This is a genomic window from Pseudomonas sp. X10 (assembly GCF_054889225.1).
Genome location: NZ_CM142677.1, coordinates 3,508,260 through 3,524,546, shown reverse-complemented (window position 1 = coordinate 3,524,546; position 16,287 = coordinate 3,508,260). Strand labels below are relative to the sequence as shown.

Here is a 16,287-nt window from a genome sequence, read left to right as displayed (position 1 = left end):
CGGCACCTCGCTCAGTAACGGGCGAACTGGGCCTGTTGCACCAATTGTTCATAGAGGCGGGCGTAGGGCTCCACCGCCTGGCACCAGTTGAATGGCTGAGTCATCGCCAGGCAGCGCATGGCGTAAAGCAGGTCTTTCTTGCCATAGACATAGAAGGCACGGGCGAGGGCTTCGCGGTAGCTGTCGACGCCGGATTCGTCGAACAGAAAGCCGGTGACGCCGTTCTCGATGGTGTCCGCCAGGCCACCGGTATTGCGCGCCACCGGCAAGGAGCCGAAACGTTGCGCGTACATCTGGCTCAGGCCGCAGGGCTCATAGCGCGAAGGCATGAGCAGGAAATCGCTGCCGGCGAACATGCGCCGTGCGTCGGTCTCGTTGAAGCCGATGCGCACACCGATCTGCCCAGGGTGGCGCAGGGCGAGTTCGCGCATGGCCTGTTCCTCTTCCGGCTCGCCGCGGCCGATGATCGCAATCTGTCCGCCTTGGCTGACGATGTAGTCGGCGACGCCCAGGGTCAGGTCCAGGCCTTTCTGGTACACCAATCGCGACACCACGGCGAACAGCGGACCGGTGGAGGGTTGCAGCTCGAACAGTTCACGCACCTGCTGGGTATTGCGTGCCTTGCCCTCCCAGTCATTGATGCTGAAGGGGTGGCTCAGGTGCTGGTCGGTGGCGGAGTTCCAGCTTTCATCAATGCCGTTGGGAATGCCGCTGAGCAGGCCTTGCTGGGCCTTGCTGCCGAGGAAGCCATCGAGCCCGCAGCCGAACGCTGGGGTGGTGATTTCGCGGGCGTAGGTGGCGCTCACCGTGGTGATGTGGCTGGAGTAGGCCAGGCCCGCCTTGAGGAACGACAGCTTGCCGTAGAACTCCATGCCTTCCTGCTGCAGGGCATGGTCGGGAATGGCCAGCTCCGGGCAGCAGCCGCGGCTGTACACGCCTTGGTAGGCGAGGTTGTGGATGGTGAATAGTGTCGGTGTGCGCAGGCCACGCCAGTGCATGTAGGCCGGGGCCAGGCCGGCAGGCCAGTCATGGGCGTGGACCAGCTCCGGCTGCCAGTGGGCCATGCCTTCGCCAGCGGCGATTTCCGCTGCGGCCAGGCCCAGGCGGGCAAAGCGGATATGGTTGTCAGGCCAGTCGCGACCGTTATTGGCACCATAGGGTGTGCCTTCGCGCTGGTACAGCTCAGGGCAGATCAGTACATAGATGACCAGGCCGTCGGGCAGGTCCATGCGTCCGATCTTGCAGGGCGGCAGTGCCGCGTGCCCGCCCAATTCGCCCACTAGGTGGATCGGATTGTCGCTGTCGAGCACTTGGGGGTAGCCGGGGATCAGCACCCGCACATCATGCAAGTGCTTCAATGCCCGGGGCAGCGCTGCTGATACATCGCCCAACCCTCCGGTCTTGACCAGGTCGGCGATCTCGGAGGTGACGAACAAGACTTTACGCTTGTCAGGGGATTGGCGGCGCTGGGCGCCGGGTGCCTTGGCTGTCGTGGCGAAGTCCGTGACGAGCGGTTCGCGGTTATCCGGGGTGAAAGACTCTACATGAGGTTCGACAGCGGCACTGATCATACTTCTCTCCGTCCCTATGTTTGTTGCGGGTGCTGATACCCGTTTGCGTTACTTCGTGCTGGTTCTCTCTTAAGTGGTTTACGTGTTGCCCCCCAAGCCACGAAGCCACACGCGCAAACGCTGCGCAATCCGGCGCTCCTGCCGATGGCGTTGTGGCGTGATGGGGTGGGTGGGCCGAGCCAGGGTGTCCTGTTGCATGGGCCTACTTAGTTCCTGACCCGCCAGGGCGTTGGAAAGTTTCGACTTTTTTCTGTCGTGTATTCCGAGCGGTTGGCGGGCCGAACCTTGAGTGTAGGAGAGATGGCGATAAAAATGTGACCCGCTGGTCACTTTCGCGGGGTTAATAGCCAGGGGGAGGTGCTGGGGAAGCGTCCCGTTCCAGCTGGCTAATGCTCTTCTTCACCTAGACCAGATTGCCTGCATTGGGCAGCCCCATTGGCCTTAACTGAAAGGCATTAACAGCATGGGGACCTTTTTATTTATTCTGGTCGCGCCCTTGGTCGCTGAACCAAGGGCGGATACGCTGGACTAATCTGAAAAACTGAACTGTAGCTATTTATTTCGAGGGGAGCATCGGCACATGCAATTGGGAATCGTCGGGCTGGGCCGCATGGGCGGCAATATCGCAAGACGGCTGATGCGCGCAGGCCACCGCACCGTGGTGCACGATCGTAACAAGGACGCCATCACCCACTTGGTCGGCGAGGGGGCCACAGGCGCCCACGACCTTGGCGCCTTGGTACAGAAGTTGGAAGCGCCGCGTGCGGTATGGGTGATGCTGCCGGCTGGTGAGGCCACCGAGCAGACCATCGCCCAGTTGGCTGACCTGCTCGAGGCCGGCGATGTGATCATCGACGGCGGCAACACCTTCTATAAGGATGATGTGCGCCGTGCCGCGCAACTGGGCCAGCGCGGCTTGCACTACATGGACGTGGGCACCTCCGGAGGCGTCTGGGGCCTGGAGCGTGGCTACTGCATGATGATCGGTGGCGAGGCAGCGGTGTTCCATCGCCTGGAGCCGTTGTTCTCAGCCCTGGCGCCCGGCGTCGGCGATATCCCGCGCACCCGTGGCCGCAATGGCGAGCCGGGGCGGGCCGAACAGGGCTACATCCACGCCGGCCCTGCCGGTGCCGGGCACTATGTGAAGATGGTCCACAACGGCATCGAGTACGGCCTGATGCAGGCCTACGCCGAGGGTTTCGACCTGTTGCGCAGCAAGGGCGGCGAAGAGCTGCCGGAGGACCAGCGCTTCGACCTGAACCTGGCCGAAATCGCCGAGGTCTGGCGGCGCGGCAGCGTGGTGACGTCCTGGTTGCTCGACCTGACGGCCGATGCCCTGGTGGCCGATCCGCAACTGGCCGACTACAGCGGCTCGGTGTCTGACAGCGGCGAAGGGCGCTGGACTATCGACGCCGCCGTGGAGCAAGCGGTACCTGTGCCCGTGCTGTCCAGCGCGCTGTTCGCCCGCTTCCGTTCGCGCCAGCAGGAAGGCACCTATGGTGACAAGCTGCTGTCGGCCATGCGTTTCGGCTTTGGCGGCCATGTCGAGAAGCGCGAATGACGAAGCGCTCAGCCATCGCCGCACCTCCGTGCACCCTCTTTCTGTTCGGCGCCAACGGCGACCTGGTCAAGCGCCTGCTGATGCCGGCGCTGTACAACCTCAGCCGTGACGGGCTGCTGGACAAGAACCTGCGCATCGTCGGAGTCGACCACAACGCGGCCAGCGCCAGTGAATTCGCCGAGCGCTTGCACGCTTTCATGGCTGAACGCGACAAGGGCGGCGATGGTTCCGGCAAGTGCCTTGACGAGAAGCTCTGGGCCCGCCTGGCCAAGCGCATTGGCTACCTGACTGGCGACTTTCTCGACCCGGCCACCTATGAGGCCATCAGCCAGCGCATCGGCAAGGCGGCCACGGGCAATGCAGTGTTCTACCTGGCCACTTCGCCGCGCTTCTTTCCCGAGGTGGTGCAGCGCCTGGGCGCCGCCGGGCTGCTCGACGAGTCCCCGGAGGGCTTTCGCCGCGTGGTGATCGAGAAGCCCTTCGGTACCGACCTGGCCAGCGCCGAGGCGCTCAATGCGTGCCTGCTCAGGGTGATGAGCGAGCAGCAGATCTACCGCATCGACCATTACCTGGGCAAGGAGACGGTGCAGAACATCCTGGTCAGCCGCTTTTCCAATGGCCTGTTCGAATCGTTCTGGAACAACCACTACATCGATCACGTGCAGATCACTGCTGCGGAAACCGTGGGAGTCGAAGGGCGTGGTGCTTTCTATGACAACACCGGTGCTCTGCGCGACATGGTGCCCAACCACCTGTTCCAGTTGCTCGCCATGGTCGCCATGGAACCTCCGGCCGCTTTCGCCGCCGATGCGGTGCGCAGCGAGAAGGCTAAGGTGATCGGTGCCATCCGCCCTTGGTCTCGCAACATGGCGTTGAAGTATTCCGTGCGCGGCCAGTACGTGGCCGGCAAGCAGGGCCGCAAACGCGTGCCTGGTTACCGGGAAGAGCCTAGGGTCGACCCCGCCAGCCAGACCGAGACCTATGTGGCGCTGAAGGTGATGATCGACAACTGGCGCTGGGTCGGCGTGCCGTTTTACCTGCGCACGGGCAAGCGCATGAGCGTGCGTGACACCGAGATTGCCATCTGCTTCAAGCCGGCACCCTATGCGCAGTTCCGCAAGTCCGACGCGGAGCGTCCCAAGCCCAACTACCTGAAGATCCAGATCCAGCCCAACGAGGGCATGTGGTTCGACCTGCAGGCCAAGCGTCCGGGGCCGGAGTTGGTGATGGAGAATGTCGAGCTGGGGTTCGCCTACAAGGACTTCTTCAAGATGATGCCGTCCACCGGTTACGAGACCTTGATCTACGATTGCCTTACCGGTGACCAGACCCTGTTCCAGCGGGCCGACAATATCGAGAACGGCTGGCGCGCGGTGCAGCCCTTCCTCGATGCCTGGGCCAGTGGCGGTGAAGTGCAGCCTTACGAGGCCGGAGAGGACGGGCCGGAGGCGGCCGACCAGTTGCTGGCCCGGGACAAACGCGAGTGGCACCCGCTTGGCTGATGGATAAGGAGGTGAGATGCCTGCGCTGATCGAAGACTACGCCCTGTTGGGCAACTGTCGCAGCGCGGCCCTGGTCAGCCGCGACGGTTCACTGGACTGGTTGTGCCTGCCACGTTTCGATGCCCCGGCTGTGTTCGCCGCCTTGCTCGGCAACGAAGAGAACGGCCGCTGGCGCCTGGCGCCCAGCGACCCAGTGGAGCAGGTCACGCGCGAATACCTGGAAGACACCCTGGTACTGCAGACAACTTACGTCACTGCTCACGGCCGGGCGCGGGTCACCGACTGCATGCTCTTGGGCGAGCAGAACACTGTGCTGCGCCTGGTCGAGGGCCTGGGTGGCGAGACCAGCTTCGAAATGGACCTGGTGATTCGCTTCGACTATGGCCGCAGCGTACCCTGGGTAGAAAAGCTCGACCCGCTGACCCTCAGCGCCGTGGCTGGCCCCGAGCGCCTGGTCTTGCGGGGTACTGTCGAGACCCATGGCCGTGACCATCACAGTGTTTGCCGCTTTCGTGTGTGTGCCGGCGAGTCCCAGGTGTTCTGCCTCAGCCACCAGCCGTCGCACTTGCCGGTCCAGCCGGATTTCGACGTACAGCAGGCCCTTCAGCGTACCGTGGAGCAATGGCAGGTATTCACCGCGCGCTGCCCGGATGTCGGCCCGTGGACGGCCTTGGTCAAGCGTTCGCTGATCACCCTCAAGGCCCTGACCTACGCGCCGACCGGGGGCATCGTCGCGGCGGCGACCACGTCGCTGCCGGAGCGCCTGGGTGGTGAGCGCAACTGGGATTACCGCTATTGCTGGTTGCGCGATGCGACCATGACCTTGCTGGCCTTCATGAACCTTGGCTACTTCGAAGAGGCCCAGGCTTGGCGTGAGTGGTTGCTGCGCTCGGTGGCCGGCAATCCGGAGCAGATGCAGATCATGTATGGCCTGGCGGGGGAGCGGCACCTGCCGGAATACCCGGTGCCCTGGCTGGCAGGCTACGAAAACTCCCAGCCGGTGCGCATCGGCAATGCGGCGGCGCAGCAGCACCAACTGGACATCTATGGCGAACTGGCCGACGCCATGTCCCAGGCCATTCGCGGCGGCCTGCCGCGTCATCCGCGCAGCGCCGCTATCGCCCGCCTGATCATGCCTTACCTGGAGCGGATCTGGCGCGAGCCGGACGAAGGCATCTGGGAGGTACGCGGCGGGCGCCAGCATTTCGTCCACTCCAAGGTCATGGCCTGGGTCGCCTTCGACCGCGCCGCGAGCCTGGCCGACACCACCGAGGAAGACCGCGAGCATGGCCGGCACTACCGCAAGGTGGCCGACCAGATCCATCGCGAAGTCTGCGACCAGGGCATGGACCCCGAGCGGCATTGTTTCGTCCAGGCCTATGGCTCGACCGAAATGGACGCCAGCTTGCTGCAGATCGCCCTGACCGGCTTTCTGCCGGCCGAGGACCCACGTTTTCTGCGTACGCTGGAGCAGATCGAAAAACGCCTGCTGCACAACGGTCTGCTGCTGCGTTACGACACCGACAGTTGCCGTGACGGGCTGACGCCGGGAGAAGGAACGTTTCTGGTCTGTTCGTTCTGGCTGGCGGATGTCTATGTGCTGCTGGGGCGCCAGGACGAGGCGCGGGACTTGTACGAACGCCTGACCGGGCTATGCAACGATGTCGGCTTGCTGGCCGAGCAGTACGACCCGCTGAGCGGGCGTATGCTCGGCAACTTCCCTCAGGCGTTCAGCCATATCGGCATCATCAATACCGCGCTGAACCTGCATAAGGCGCAGTGCCCGGTCAGGGACCGCGCCAGTTTCGGCTAGGGCCGCAAGCGCAGCGAAGGCGACCGGCAACTTGCCGCTCCGAGGGCTCGTCGCGGACTGGCCTTGGCAAACCCATGCCCTCAGGCCAGTGCCTCGCGGCTGCTGCTGGCTACCCGGGTATGCCGCAGCGTCGGCAGCAGGAAGGCGATGGCTAACAGGCAGGCCGTCACTAGCATGACGAAGCCGCCGTCCCAGCCGAAGTGGTCGACGGTGTAGCCCATGGCTGCGCTGGCTGCGACCGAGCCGCCGAGATAGCCGAACAGGCCGGTGAACCCGGCGGCGGTGCCGGCGGCTTTCTTCGGCGCCAGTTCCAGCGCCTGCAGGCCGACCAACATGACCGGGCCGTAGATCAGGAAGCCAATGGAGAACAGCGCGATCATGTCGATGGTCGGGTTGCCTGGCGGGTTGAGCCAGTACACCAGGGTGGCGACGGTGACCAGGGCCATGAACACGATGCCGGTCAGGCCACGGTTGCCACGGAAGATCTTGTCCGACATCCAACCGCACAGCAGGGTGCCTGGAATGCCGGCCCATTCATAGAAGAAGTAGGCCCAGGACGTGGTGTCGACGGTGAAGTGCTTGGCTTCCTTCAGGTAGGTCGGCGCCCAGTCCAGTACGCCGTAGCGCAGCAGGTAGACGAAGACATTGGCCAGGGCGATGTACCACAGCATCTTGTTGCGCAGCACGTACTGCACGAAGATCTGCTTGGCGCTGAACTCTTCCTCATGGCTGGCATCGTAGCCTTCCGGGTAATCGTTCTTGTACTGCTCCACTGGCGGCAAGCCCACCGACTGGGGCGTGTCACGCATGGTGGCGAAGGCGAACACCGCCACCAGCACCGCTACGGCCGCTGGCACGTAGAACGCGGCGTGCCAGTCGTTGGTCCAGCCCAGGCCGAGGAGGAACAGCGGGCCGATCAGGCCGCCGCCGACGTTGTGCGCGACGTTCCACACCGAGACCACACCGCCGCGTTCCTTTTGCGACCACCAGTGCACCATGGTCCGCCCGCTCGGTGGCCAGCCCATGCCTTGAGCCCAGCCATTGATGAACAGCAGCACGAACATGATTGCCACACTGGATGTGGCCCAATGCGCGAAACCGAACACGAACATCACCGCCGCCGACAGCAACAGGCCGAACGGCAGGAAGTAGCGCGGGTTGGAACGGTCGGAGACCAGCCCCATCAGGAACTTGGACAGGCCGTAGGCAATGGCGATGGCGGAAATGGCCAGGCCGAGTTGTCCTCGCGTGTAGCCTTCCTCGTCGATCAGGTAGGGCATGGCCAGGGAGAAGTTCTTGCGCAGCAGGTAGTAACCGGCATAGCCGAAGAAGATACCTGCGAAAATTTGCCAGCGCATGCGCCGATAGGTGCTGTCGATCCGGTCAGCGGGCAATGGCGCTTTGTGCACAGCAGGGCGGAAGAAGGCGAACATTTTGAAGCTCCAGCATTGTTGTAGGTATGCGAAAGCGAATATTACATTTTCACTAAGGAAAAAATATCGCTTTTGCTTGCTGGATCTGTTGGTTTGTGAACTTGGTTGGAGTGGGGCGGCCCTATCGCAGGAAAAGTTGCGGAAGGGCCGCAAGCGACAACGAGTATCCGCAGTCGCGCGTCACTGGTTGCGTGTCACCCTCCACACGGTATTGGCCAGGTCATCGGCAATGATCAACGCACCGCGTGGGTCGACCGTGACCCCGACGGGGCGCCCACGGGTCTTGCCATCGTCGCCGCGAAATCCTGTGGCGAAATCGATAGGCTCTCCCGCCGGCCGGCCGTTGCTGAACGGTACGAAGATCACCTTGTAGCCCACCGGATCGGGCCTGTTCCAACTACCGTGTTCACCGACGAATACGCCATCGGCGAATTGCTCGCCCATGGCCGGCAGGGAAAAGTCGACGCCAAGCGCTGCCACGTGCGACCCCAGGCTGTAATCGGGTTTGATCGCTGCTGCCACCTTGTCCGGGTTCTGCGGTTGCGCACGCGAGTCGACGTTCTGGCCCCAATAGCTCCAGGGCCAGCCATAGAACGCGCCTTCGCGCACCGAGGTCAGGTAATCCGGCACCAGGTCAGGCCCCAGTTCATCCCGCTCGTTGACCACTGCCCACAACTGTCCGGAGCCTGGTTGGACCGCCAGCGCTGTCGGGTTGCGCAGGCCCGTCGCATAGGGCTTGTGGGCACCGCTCAGGGCATCGACCTGCCAGACCATGGCCCGGTCGATCTCGACCTCCATGCCGCGCTCGGTGATGTTACTGTTGGAACCGATCCCGACATACAGGAAGCGGCCATCGGGGCTGATGGCCAGTGCCTTGGTCCAGTGGTGGTTGATCTCTGCAGGCAGGTCGGTGACCTTGGTCGGCGGACCGCCGGCCTTGGTCTGGCCTTCTTGGTAGTCGAAGCGCACCAGCGCATCCTGATTGGCCACGTACAGCTTGCCGTCGAAGAAGGCCAGGCCATACGGCGCGTTGAGGTTTTCGGCGAACACCGTCTTGAGCTCATAGGTGCCGTCGCCGTCGGCATCGCGCAGCAAGGTCAGGCGGTTGCCGCTTTTCACCCGGGTGTTGCCTTTTGCCTTGATCTGGCTGGCGATCACATCCTTGGGCTTGAGTTTCGCGGCGTTGCCGCCACGGCCTTCGGCCACGAGGATGTCGCCATTGGGCAGGATGAGGGTCTGGCGCGGGATCTGCAGGTCGGTGGCGATTGCCGTGACCGTGTAGCCCTCGGGTACCTTGGGCTTTTGCTCGCCCCATTCGGCGGGTTGGGCGATCTTCATGCTGGGCAGAAGGCTGCGTTGGGGGTCAGGCAGTTTCGGGTCCGGGCCGCGGGCCTGGATGGCGTCTCCTTCGCCGCCGCATGCACTTAGCAGCAGGCTCATGCCCAGGGCAGTCAGTGTGCTCGCAGGTCTCATGCCGCACCTCCCGAACGCAGGTTGGTCAGGCCTATCCAGGTGGCAGCGCAGGTGAGCAGGGTGACGATCACCGACAGTATCAGGCCCGAGGGCATGACGGCCCAGGCATCCTTGGCATGTTCGAAGGCGTTGATCAGCCCCAGTACCCAGGTGGCCAGCAGGACCAGAAAATACAACACAGGACGCCCAGCCCTGTGCTCCGCCCGGATCAGGTTGGCCAGCGCGAACAGCAGCGCCAGGCCGCAGAACAGCAGCCCCCCGGCGAGCAGCCAGGAGGCGAAGTTGCTCCACTGGATCTGGTAGGTCTGGTAGTAGGCGATGTCACTGAGCAGGGCTCCGAGGAAAAGCGGAACGGTGCCGGCAAGCAGGGTCGCGTGCAACGGTCCCGGCGTGCATCGGTAGGTGGCTTGGACGGTCGTGGTCATGGCGGCTTTCCTTTTCTGCGATGAGGGGCAGCGTGTGGCTGGCTGCACTTAGGAGAGGATCGCGAGGGGGCGCTTTAGTTCAGCTTAAGCAGTCGTACCTGTGAGCAGGTTCGTCCCGGGCCCCACACCCAGTCCCGCTTTTGGCACATGTGCTGCCTGGTGGGTGCGCTATAGTCCGGCGCTGTGACCCATTTCCCTTGCAGGAGTGCCGCCGTGACCGAGTACAGCGCTTTCAAGGTTGAACTGACCGACAACATCGCCCACGTCCAGATCAACCGCCCCGAAAAGATCAATGCGATGAACGCCGCCTTCTGGGAGGAGATCATCGATATCTTCCAGTGGATCGACGACACCGACGCGGTGCGTGTAGTGGTCCTCAGTGGCGCCGGCAAGCACTTCTCCTCGGGTATCGACCTGATGCTGCTGGCCTCGGTGGCCAACCAGATGGGCAAGGACGTCGGCCGCAATGCCCGGTTGCTGCGCCGCACCATCCTGCGCATGCAGGCCTCGTTCAATGCTGTCGACAACTGCCGCAAGCCGGTCCTGGCGGCGATCCAGGGTTATTGCATCGGTGGTGCGATAGACCTGATCTCGGCCTGCGACATGCGCTATTGCAGCGGTGATGCACAGTTCTCCATCAAGGAGATCGACATGGGTATGGCCGCCGACGTCGGCACCCTGCAACGCCTGCCGCGGATCATCGGCGATGGCATGCTGCGCGAGCTGGCCTATACCGGGCGCACGGTGGAGGCGGGGGAGGCGCAGCGGATCGGCCTGGTCAACCGCGTCTACGACGACCAGGCGGCGCTGCTCGACGGGGTCTTTGCCATCGCGGCCGAAATTGCGGGAAAATCCCCCATTGCCGTGGCCGGCACCAAGGAGATGCTCAGTTACATGCGCGACCATCGCATCGACGATGGCCTGGAGTACATCGCCACCTGGAACGCCGCCATGCTGCAGTCCAATGATTTGCGGGTCGCCATGGCGGCCCACATGAGCAAACAGAAACCCGAGTTCGCCGACTGACCGACAGCGGCGGGCACGCCTGAAGGAACCCGAGCATGTCAGCACGCTGGAGCACCGCAGTACTGGATCCCCAAACCTCAGGTGGCTGGGCGGTCGCCCGTTCTGCCGAAGGGTTCCTGGTCGATGACAATGGCGCGCTGTTCCCGCGTGACTGGCTCAAGCGTCAGGAGCTGGATGTGTTGTGTGAACATGGCATCGGTCACCTCGATGGCCAGCCGGTGTTCCTCCTCGAACTGCGTGCCCCCCAGGCCGTGTCGGGTTGCAGCTGGCGCGGCCTGCGTCAGTTCATGCTCGAAGGTGACTTCGAGACCTATACGATCCTCGGCTACGCCGCGCAGATCGGCACCTGGGCCCGCGAGCACCGCTTCTGCGGCAGTTGCGGTCAGCCTATGACGCAGATCCACTGGGAGCGGGCGATGTACTGCGAGCCCTGCGACTTGCGCAGCTACCCGCGCATCTCGCCGAGCATGATCGTGCTGGTGACCCGTGGCGACGAGATCCTCCTGGCCCGTTCGCCACGCTTCGTCACTGGGGTCTACAGCACACTGGCCGGGTTCGCCGAGCCGGGCGAGTCGGCCGAGGCTTGCCTGGTGCGCGAAGTGCGCGAGGAAGTGGCGGTCGAGGTGAAGAACATCCAGTACGTCGGCAGCCAGTGCTGGCCGTTCCCGCATTCGATGATGCTGGGCTTTCATGCCGAGTACGCCGGTGGCGAGATCGTCATGCAGCCTGACGAGATCGAGGATGCCAAGTGGTTCAGCGTCCACGACCTGCCGCCCCTGCCGGCCGGGCGCTCCATCGCCCGTTACCTGATCGACCTTTATGTGGCGCGGCGTTTAGGCTTGGCCGACCCAGTGCTGCCAAACTAGGCGCACGGTCAGGGCCAGCACCACGGCGATGAACACGGGGCGGATGAACTTGCTGCCGCCTCTGATCGCCGTGCGGGCGCCGAAGAAGGCCCCGACCATCAATGCCGAGCCCATGCTCAGGCCGACCAGCCAGTCCACCTGGCCGGAGAAGATGAATACCGACAGTGCCGCGGCGTTGCTGACGAAGTTCATGCTGCGTGCCACGCCGCTGGCGCGCACCAGGTCGATGGGGTAGAGCAGCAGGGTGCTGACCGTCCAGAAGGCACCGGTGCCGCGGCCGGCGACGCCGTCGTAGAAGCCCAGGCCGAAGCCTTGGGGGAACTGCCAGGTCTTCTTGATCGGCACATCCGCATCCAGCGGCGCCTTGGGCGTGCCGCCGAACAGCAGGTACAGGCCACAGGCGAAGACCACCACCGGCAGCATCTTGTTCAGCCATTCGGCCGGCAGGTAATGCGCGACCACCGCTCCGATCAACGCGCCGGCCAGGGTGCCGAACAGAGCAGGGCGCCACTGGGCCGGGTGGAACAGCTTGCGCCGGTAATAGGTAAAGCTGGCAGTGGCCGAGCCGAAGGTCGAGCTGAGCTTGTTGGTGCCCAGCACCAAGTGCGGCGGCATGCCGGCGGTCAGTAACGCGGGCGTGGTCAGCAGGCCGCCACCACCTGCGATGGCATCGATGAAACCGGCGATGAAGGCCACGGCGGCGAGGATGAGCAGGGTGAGAGGTTCAACGGTGAGTTCGAAAGGCATGGAATCGATTTGACCGGCAGGGCGCAAAGGGGTTGCGCAGAAGGTTCGACATGTTAAACCCAGGGGGCGTGGGTTGCCAGGGATCACCTAGTTGATACAGCAATCTTGGCGGTCTGACGCGGGCGCTGTAGGAGCGACGGCGTCAGGATGGTTTCGTCGCTGTTTTCCGAGCCTGGCGCGGTTTGCCGGTCGCTTTGCCCTTGCCGGTGCCGCTCCTGCGCTTCTTCTTCCAGGGTGCCCCGCCACGCCCGGCCGGGGTGGCCGGTCCGCTGATGGTCAGTTGCAACCCGGCGCAGCGCTGCACCTGCTTGCTCATCCATGCCGACTGCTTGGCGACGAACTCGTCCAGACTCATCTCGCCGCTTTGCACCATGTCCAGGGCCTGTTCCCAGATCGCGGTGGTGCCCGGGTCGGCGATGGCGCGGGGCACGGCATCGATCAGGCTGAAGGCCGCCGGGGTGGCGCACAGGGCTTTGCCTTGCTTGACCAGGTAACCACGGTCGAGCAGGCCCTGAATGATCCCGGCGCGGGTTGCCTCGGTGCCGATGCCGGTGGTGTCCTTGAGCTTCTGCTTCAGGCGAGGATCATCCACCAGCTTGGCGACGTTCTTCATCGCCTTGATCAGGTCGCCTTCGGTGAAGGGCTTGGGCGGCTGGGTCCACAAGTCTTTGAGGTGTAGGCCGAGCACCGCACAGTCCTGGCCCTGGCGTAACGCCGGCAGGACCTGGGCCGGTGGCGCCTCGCGGCCTTTGCCCGGGGTCAACGCCTCGGGCAGGGCGCGGCGCCAGCCCGGCTCGACGATCTGTTTGCCGACCGCGCGCAGGGCATGGCCGGCGCAGTCGAACTCGGCCTGGGTGCGGTCGTATTCATGGTTGGGTAGGAACTGCGCCAGGTAACGGGCGCGGATCAAGGTGTAGACGGCCTTGTACTTGGCGGGCAGGCGCGATGGATCGCTGGTGGCCGCGGTCGGGATGATGCCGTGGTGGGCACTGACCTTGGCATCGTTCCAGGCCCGTGAGCGCCGTTGAGGCTCCAGGTGCGGCTGCAGTGGTGCCAGGCTACTGTCGGCACGCTGCAAGGCGGTGAGGATGGCCGGAGCCTCTGCATGCTGGCTCAGCGGCAGGTAGCCGCAATCGCTGCGCGGGTAGGTGATCAGTTTGTGGGTCTCGTACAGGGCCTGGGCAATGTCGAGGGTTTCCTGGGCGCCGAGGCCGAGTTTCTTCGAACACAATTCCTGCAGGGTGCCCAGGTCGAAGGGCAGCGGTGCGGCTTCACGCACGCGCTCCGTGGCCACCTTGAGCACCCGGGCGCTGCCGGCTGCGCCGATGTCGGCGGCGGCCTGTTGCGCCAGGACCTGCTTGAGGCAACGACCCTGGTCGTCGCAGGTATCCTCGGGAGCGCGCCACTGGGCGTTGAACGCGGTGCCGGCATGGTCCAGTTGCACCTCGATGGCCCAGTAGGGTACCGGCACGAAATCGGCGATGCTGCGGTCGCGGTCGACCACCAGACGCAGGGTTGGGGTCTGTACCCGGCCGACAGGCAGCACGCCCTGGTAGCCGGACTGGCGGCCGAGCAGGGTGAACAGCCGGCTCATGTTCATGCCGATCAGCCAGTCGGCGCGCGAGCGGCCCAGGGCCGAGTGGTACAGGCTGAAGGTCTCGTGGCCCGGGCGCAGCCGCGCCAGGGCCTTGCGGATCGAGGCATCGTCCAGGGCCGACAGCCACAGGCGCTGAATCGGCCCACGGTAGCGGCAGTGTTCGACCAGTTCGCGGGCGATCATCTCGCCTTCGCGGTCGGCGTCGGTGGCGATCACCAGTTCGCGGGCCTCGCCGAGCAGACGTTTGACCGCCTTGAACTGGCTGGCGGTCTTGGGCTTCACCAGCATCTTCCACTGGGTCGGGATGATCGGTAGGTCGGCCAGCACCCAGCGCTTGTAGCGATCGTCGTAGCGGTCTGGCGGGGCGGTTTCCAGGAGGTGGCCGATGCACCAGGTCACGCAGAGGTCGTTACCACGCCAGCAGCCGTCGCCTTTGCGGGTGGCGCCCAGGACCTTGGCGATGTCTTTGGCTTGTGAGGGTTTTTCGCAGAGAAAGAGGCGCATGGCCGGCAACGCTTCATAGGCAGAGATGAGCGTTAGGATGCGCAATGCGGGGCAGGCAGGCAAGCTTTATCTGTATGTATATACAGTTTTTTGCCTGGGGATGTGTCACTGGAGGCGGGCCGGCAGAGCCGGCCCGATTCGATCAGGCGAGGTCGCGTGAGTCGCGGACCATGTCCACATGTGGAATGCCGGCCTCGAGGAACTCCTCGCTGACCACCTTGAAGCCAAGGCGTTCATAGAAGGGCGTGGCATGCACCTGGGCGGTGAGCATCTGCTGCTTGAGGTCGCGGTTCTGCGCTTCGACGATCACAGCGTTCATCAGCGCGTCACCCACCTTCAGCCCGCGCCAGTCCTTGAGCACGGAGACGCGGCCGATCTGGCCGTCGGCCAGCAGGCGAGCGGTGCCGATCGGGTAGTCGCCTTCCAGGGCGAGGAAGTGCAGGGCGGTGTGGTCGTCCGAATCCCACTCCAGCTCTGGCGGTACGTTCTGTTCGGCGATGAACACCGCTTCGCGAATGCGACGGATATCGGCGTTGTCTTTCTGCCAGTCGGCGAGGCGAACCCGAATCTTATTCATTGGCAAATCCCAAGCTTCCTTGTTTGACCAGTTGGCAAATCAGTGTCAGGCCTTCTTCGTTTTCCAGCCACTGTACAAGGTTTTCGATGTGCAGGGCGTCGGCAGCGCAGATCAGCTTCAACAGTTCGCGCAGCTCGCCCGGGAGCAGGCGGCTCTGGCCGCTGGCGAACAGCAGGAGGTTGTCGTCGACCTCCGACCAGGCCAGGCGCGCGCTTGGATTGCGGATGAGGATGGCGCCCTGCTCAAGGCTATCGATCAGCTCTTCCTCGCTGAGTTCCTCTCCGCTGACCAGCTCTGGATAGCGCGGCTCGGTCATGAACTGGCCGAACCAGGTCAGCAGCAGCCGTTCATCGCCCATGTGCTCGCTAAGCAGGGCTTTCAGGCGGTCCAGGGCGTCATGCTGGATCTGGTGCGGGTCGCTGGCCGGCTGGGCGTCGGCGTCGCTGTAGCGCTCTTCATCAGGCAGGAACTGGCTGAGGAAGTCGGTGAAGTGGGTCAGCACTTCGGCCGCACTCGGGGCGCGGAAGCCCACCGAGTAGGTCAGGCAGTCGTCCTCGGCCACGCCGTAGTGGGCCAGGCGCGGTGGCAGGTAGAGCATGTCGCCCGGTTCCAGCGTCCATTCGTCGCTCTGCTCGAAGTCAGCCAGGATGCGCAGGTCGGCGTGCTCCAGCAGCGGGCTGTCGCTGTCGCACATCTGGCCGATCTTCCAGTTGCGCTTGCCATGGCCCTGCAGCAGGAACACGTCGTAGTTGTCGAAGTGCGGGCCGACGCTGCCGCCCGGTGCGGCAAAGCTGACCATCACGTCGTCGATACGCCAGCTGGGTAGGAAGCGGAAATGCTCCAGCAGTTCGCCCACTTCCGGAACGAACTGGTCCACCGCTTGCACCAGCAGGGTCCAGTCACGTTCGGGCAGGCTGGCGAAAGCGTCCTCGGCGAAGGGGCCGCGGCGCAGTTCCCATGGGCGCTCGCCATGCTCGATGATCAGGCGCGACTCGACTTCCTCTTCCAGGGACAGGCCGGCCAGTTCGTCGGCATCGATCGGGCTTTCGAAGTCCGGGAAGGCCTGGCGTACCAGCAATGGCTTCTTCTGCCAGTAGTCGCGCAGGAATTCACGGGCTGTGAGGCCGCCCAGCAGCTGCAGTGGAGTATCAGGATTCATGTTCAACCTATTGAAAAAACGTAATTTTCATCC

General features: G+C 64.0%; 13 protein-coding genes. 5 read left to right on the top strand and 8 right to left on the bottom strand.

The genetic code is table 11. The annotated features are described in order from the left end of the window. Positions 1-11: 11 nt before the first annotated feature. Positions 12-1,571: a glycogen synthase GlgA gene (gene glgA / locus ACYU03_RS16155; protein ID WP_461885658.1), complete on the bottom strand. Its 1,560-nt coding sequence runs from the start codon at positions 1,569-1,571 to the stop codon at positions 12-14. Positions 1,572-2,151: 580 nt separating this feature from the next. Between glgA and gnd the strand changes: the two genes are divergently transcribed. From gnd to ACYU03_RS16140, 3 genes are read left to right on the top strand one after another with little or no spacing between them, the layout of a single operon-like run. Continuing rightward, on the top strand, positions 2,152-3,132 hold the full coding sequence (gnd, locus tag ACYU03_RS16150) for a phosphogluconate dehydrogenase (NAD(+)-dependent, decarboxylating) (protein ID WP_461885657.1): 981 nt from the start codon (positions 2,152-2,154) through the stop codon (positions 3,130-3,132). Then, positions 3,129-4,634 (top strand): glucose-6-phosphate dehydrogenase, encoded by a 1,506-nt coding sequence (gene zwf, locus ACYU03_RS16145; RefSeq protein WP_461885656.1) that lies wholly within the window; start codon positions 3,129-3,131, stop codon positions 4,632-4,634. The genes gnd and zwf overlap by 4 nt, the downstream gene beginning before the upstream one ends. 16 nt (positions 4,635-4,650) lie before the next feature. After that, positions 4,651-6,447, top strand: a complete 1,797-nt coding sequence (locus ACYU03_RS16140; RefSeq protein WP_461885655.1) for a glycoside hydrolase family 15 protein — start codon at positions 4,651-4,653, stop codon at positions 6,445-6,447. 80 nt (positions 6,448-6,527) lie between these two features. Here ACYU03_RS16140 and glpT read toward each other — a convergent pair whose 3' ends face one another. The 3 genes from glpT to ACYU03_RS16125 all read right to left on the bottom strand — a co-directional run bounded on the left by glpT (position 6,528) and on the right by ACYU03_RS16125 (position 9,778). After that, positions 6,528-7,880 (bottom strand): glycerol-3-phosphate transporter, encoded by a 1,353-nt coding sequence (glpT, locus tag ACYU03_RS16135; protein WP_461885654.1) that lies wholly within the window; start codon positions 7,878-7,880, stop codon positions 6,528-6,530. Positions 7,881-8,060: 180 nt separating this feature from the next. Further along, on the bottom strand, positions 8,061-9,353 hold the full coding sequence (locus ACYU03_RS16130) for a PQQ-dependent sugar dehydrogenase (RefSeq protein ID WP_461885653.1): 1,293 nt from the start codon (positions 9,351-9,353) through the stop codon (positions 8,061-8,063). Further along, positions 9,350-9,778: a DUF2231 domain-containing protein gene (locus ACYU03_RS16125; RefSeq protein ID WP_461885652.1), complete on the bottom strand. Its 429-nt coding sequence runs from the start codon at positions 9,776-9,778 to the stop codon at positions 9,350-9,352. The genes ACYU03_RS16130 and ACYU03_RS16125 overlap by 4 nt, the downstream gene beginning before the upstream one ends. Positions 9,779-9,991: 213 nt before the next feature. On the opposite strand from ACYU03_RS16125, the gene ACYU03_RS16120 reads away from it, so the two are divergent. Further along, positions 9,992-10,804 carry a crotonase/enoyl-CoA hydratase family protein gene (locus ACYU03_RS16120; RefSeq protein ID WP_461885651.1) on the top strand — a complete coding sequence of 271 codons (813 nt, stop codon included), beginning with the start codon at positions 9,992-9,994 and terminating at the stop codon, positions 10,802-10,804. A gap of 35 nt (positions 10,805-10,839) precedes the next feature. Then, positions 10,840-11,670: an NAD(+) diphosphatase gene (gene nudC / locus ACYU03_RS16115; protein WP_461885650.1), complete on the top strand. Its 831-nt coding sequence runs from the start codon at positions 10,840-10,842 to the stop codon at positions 11,668-11,670. Here the strand turns inward: nudC and ACYU03_RS16110 are convergent. From ACYU03_RS16110 to ACYU03_RS16095, 4 genes are all read right to left on the bottom strand, one after another. Further along, positions 11,638-12,417, bottom strand: coding sequence for a TSUP family transporter (locus tag ACYU03_RS16110; RefSeq protein ID WP_461885649.1), 780 nt, complete (start codon positions 12,415-12,417; stop codon positions 11,638-11,640). The genes nudC and ACYU03_RS16110 overlap by 33 nt on opposite strands. Positions 12,418-12,559: 142 nt before the next feature. After that, on the bottom strand, positions 12,560-14,518 hold the full coding sequence (locus ACYU03_RS16105; protein ID WP_461885648.1) for a DNA topoisomerase III: 1,959 nt from the start codon (positions 14,516-14,518) through the stop codon (positions 12,560-12,562). Positions 14,519-14,660: 142 nt separating this feature from the next. Then, complete coding sequence (locus ACYU03_RS16100) at positions 14,661-15,095, bottom strand: GNAT family N-acetyltransferase (RefSeq protein WP_461885647.1); 435 nt, start codon at positions 15,093-15,095, stop codon at positions 14,661-14,663. Then, complete coding sequence (locus tag ACYU03_RS16095) at positions 15,088-16,254, bottom strand: ribosomal protein uL16 3-hydroxylase (protein ID WP_461885646.1); 1,167 nt, start codon at positions 16,252-16,254, stop codon at positions 15,088-15,090. Before ACYU03_RS16095 ends, ACYU03_RS16100 begins: the two co-directional genes overlap by 8 nt. Positions 16,255-16,287 lie beyond the last annotated feature (33 nt).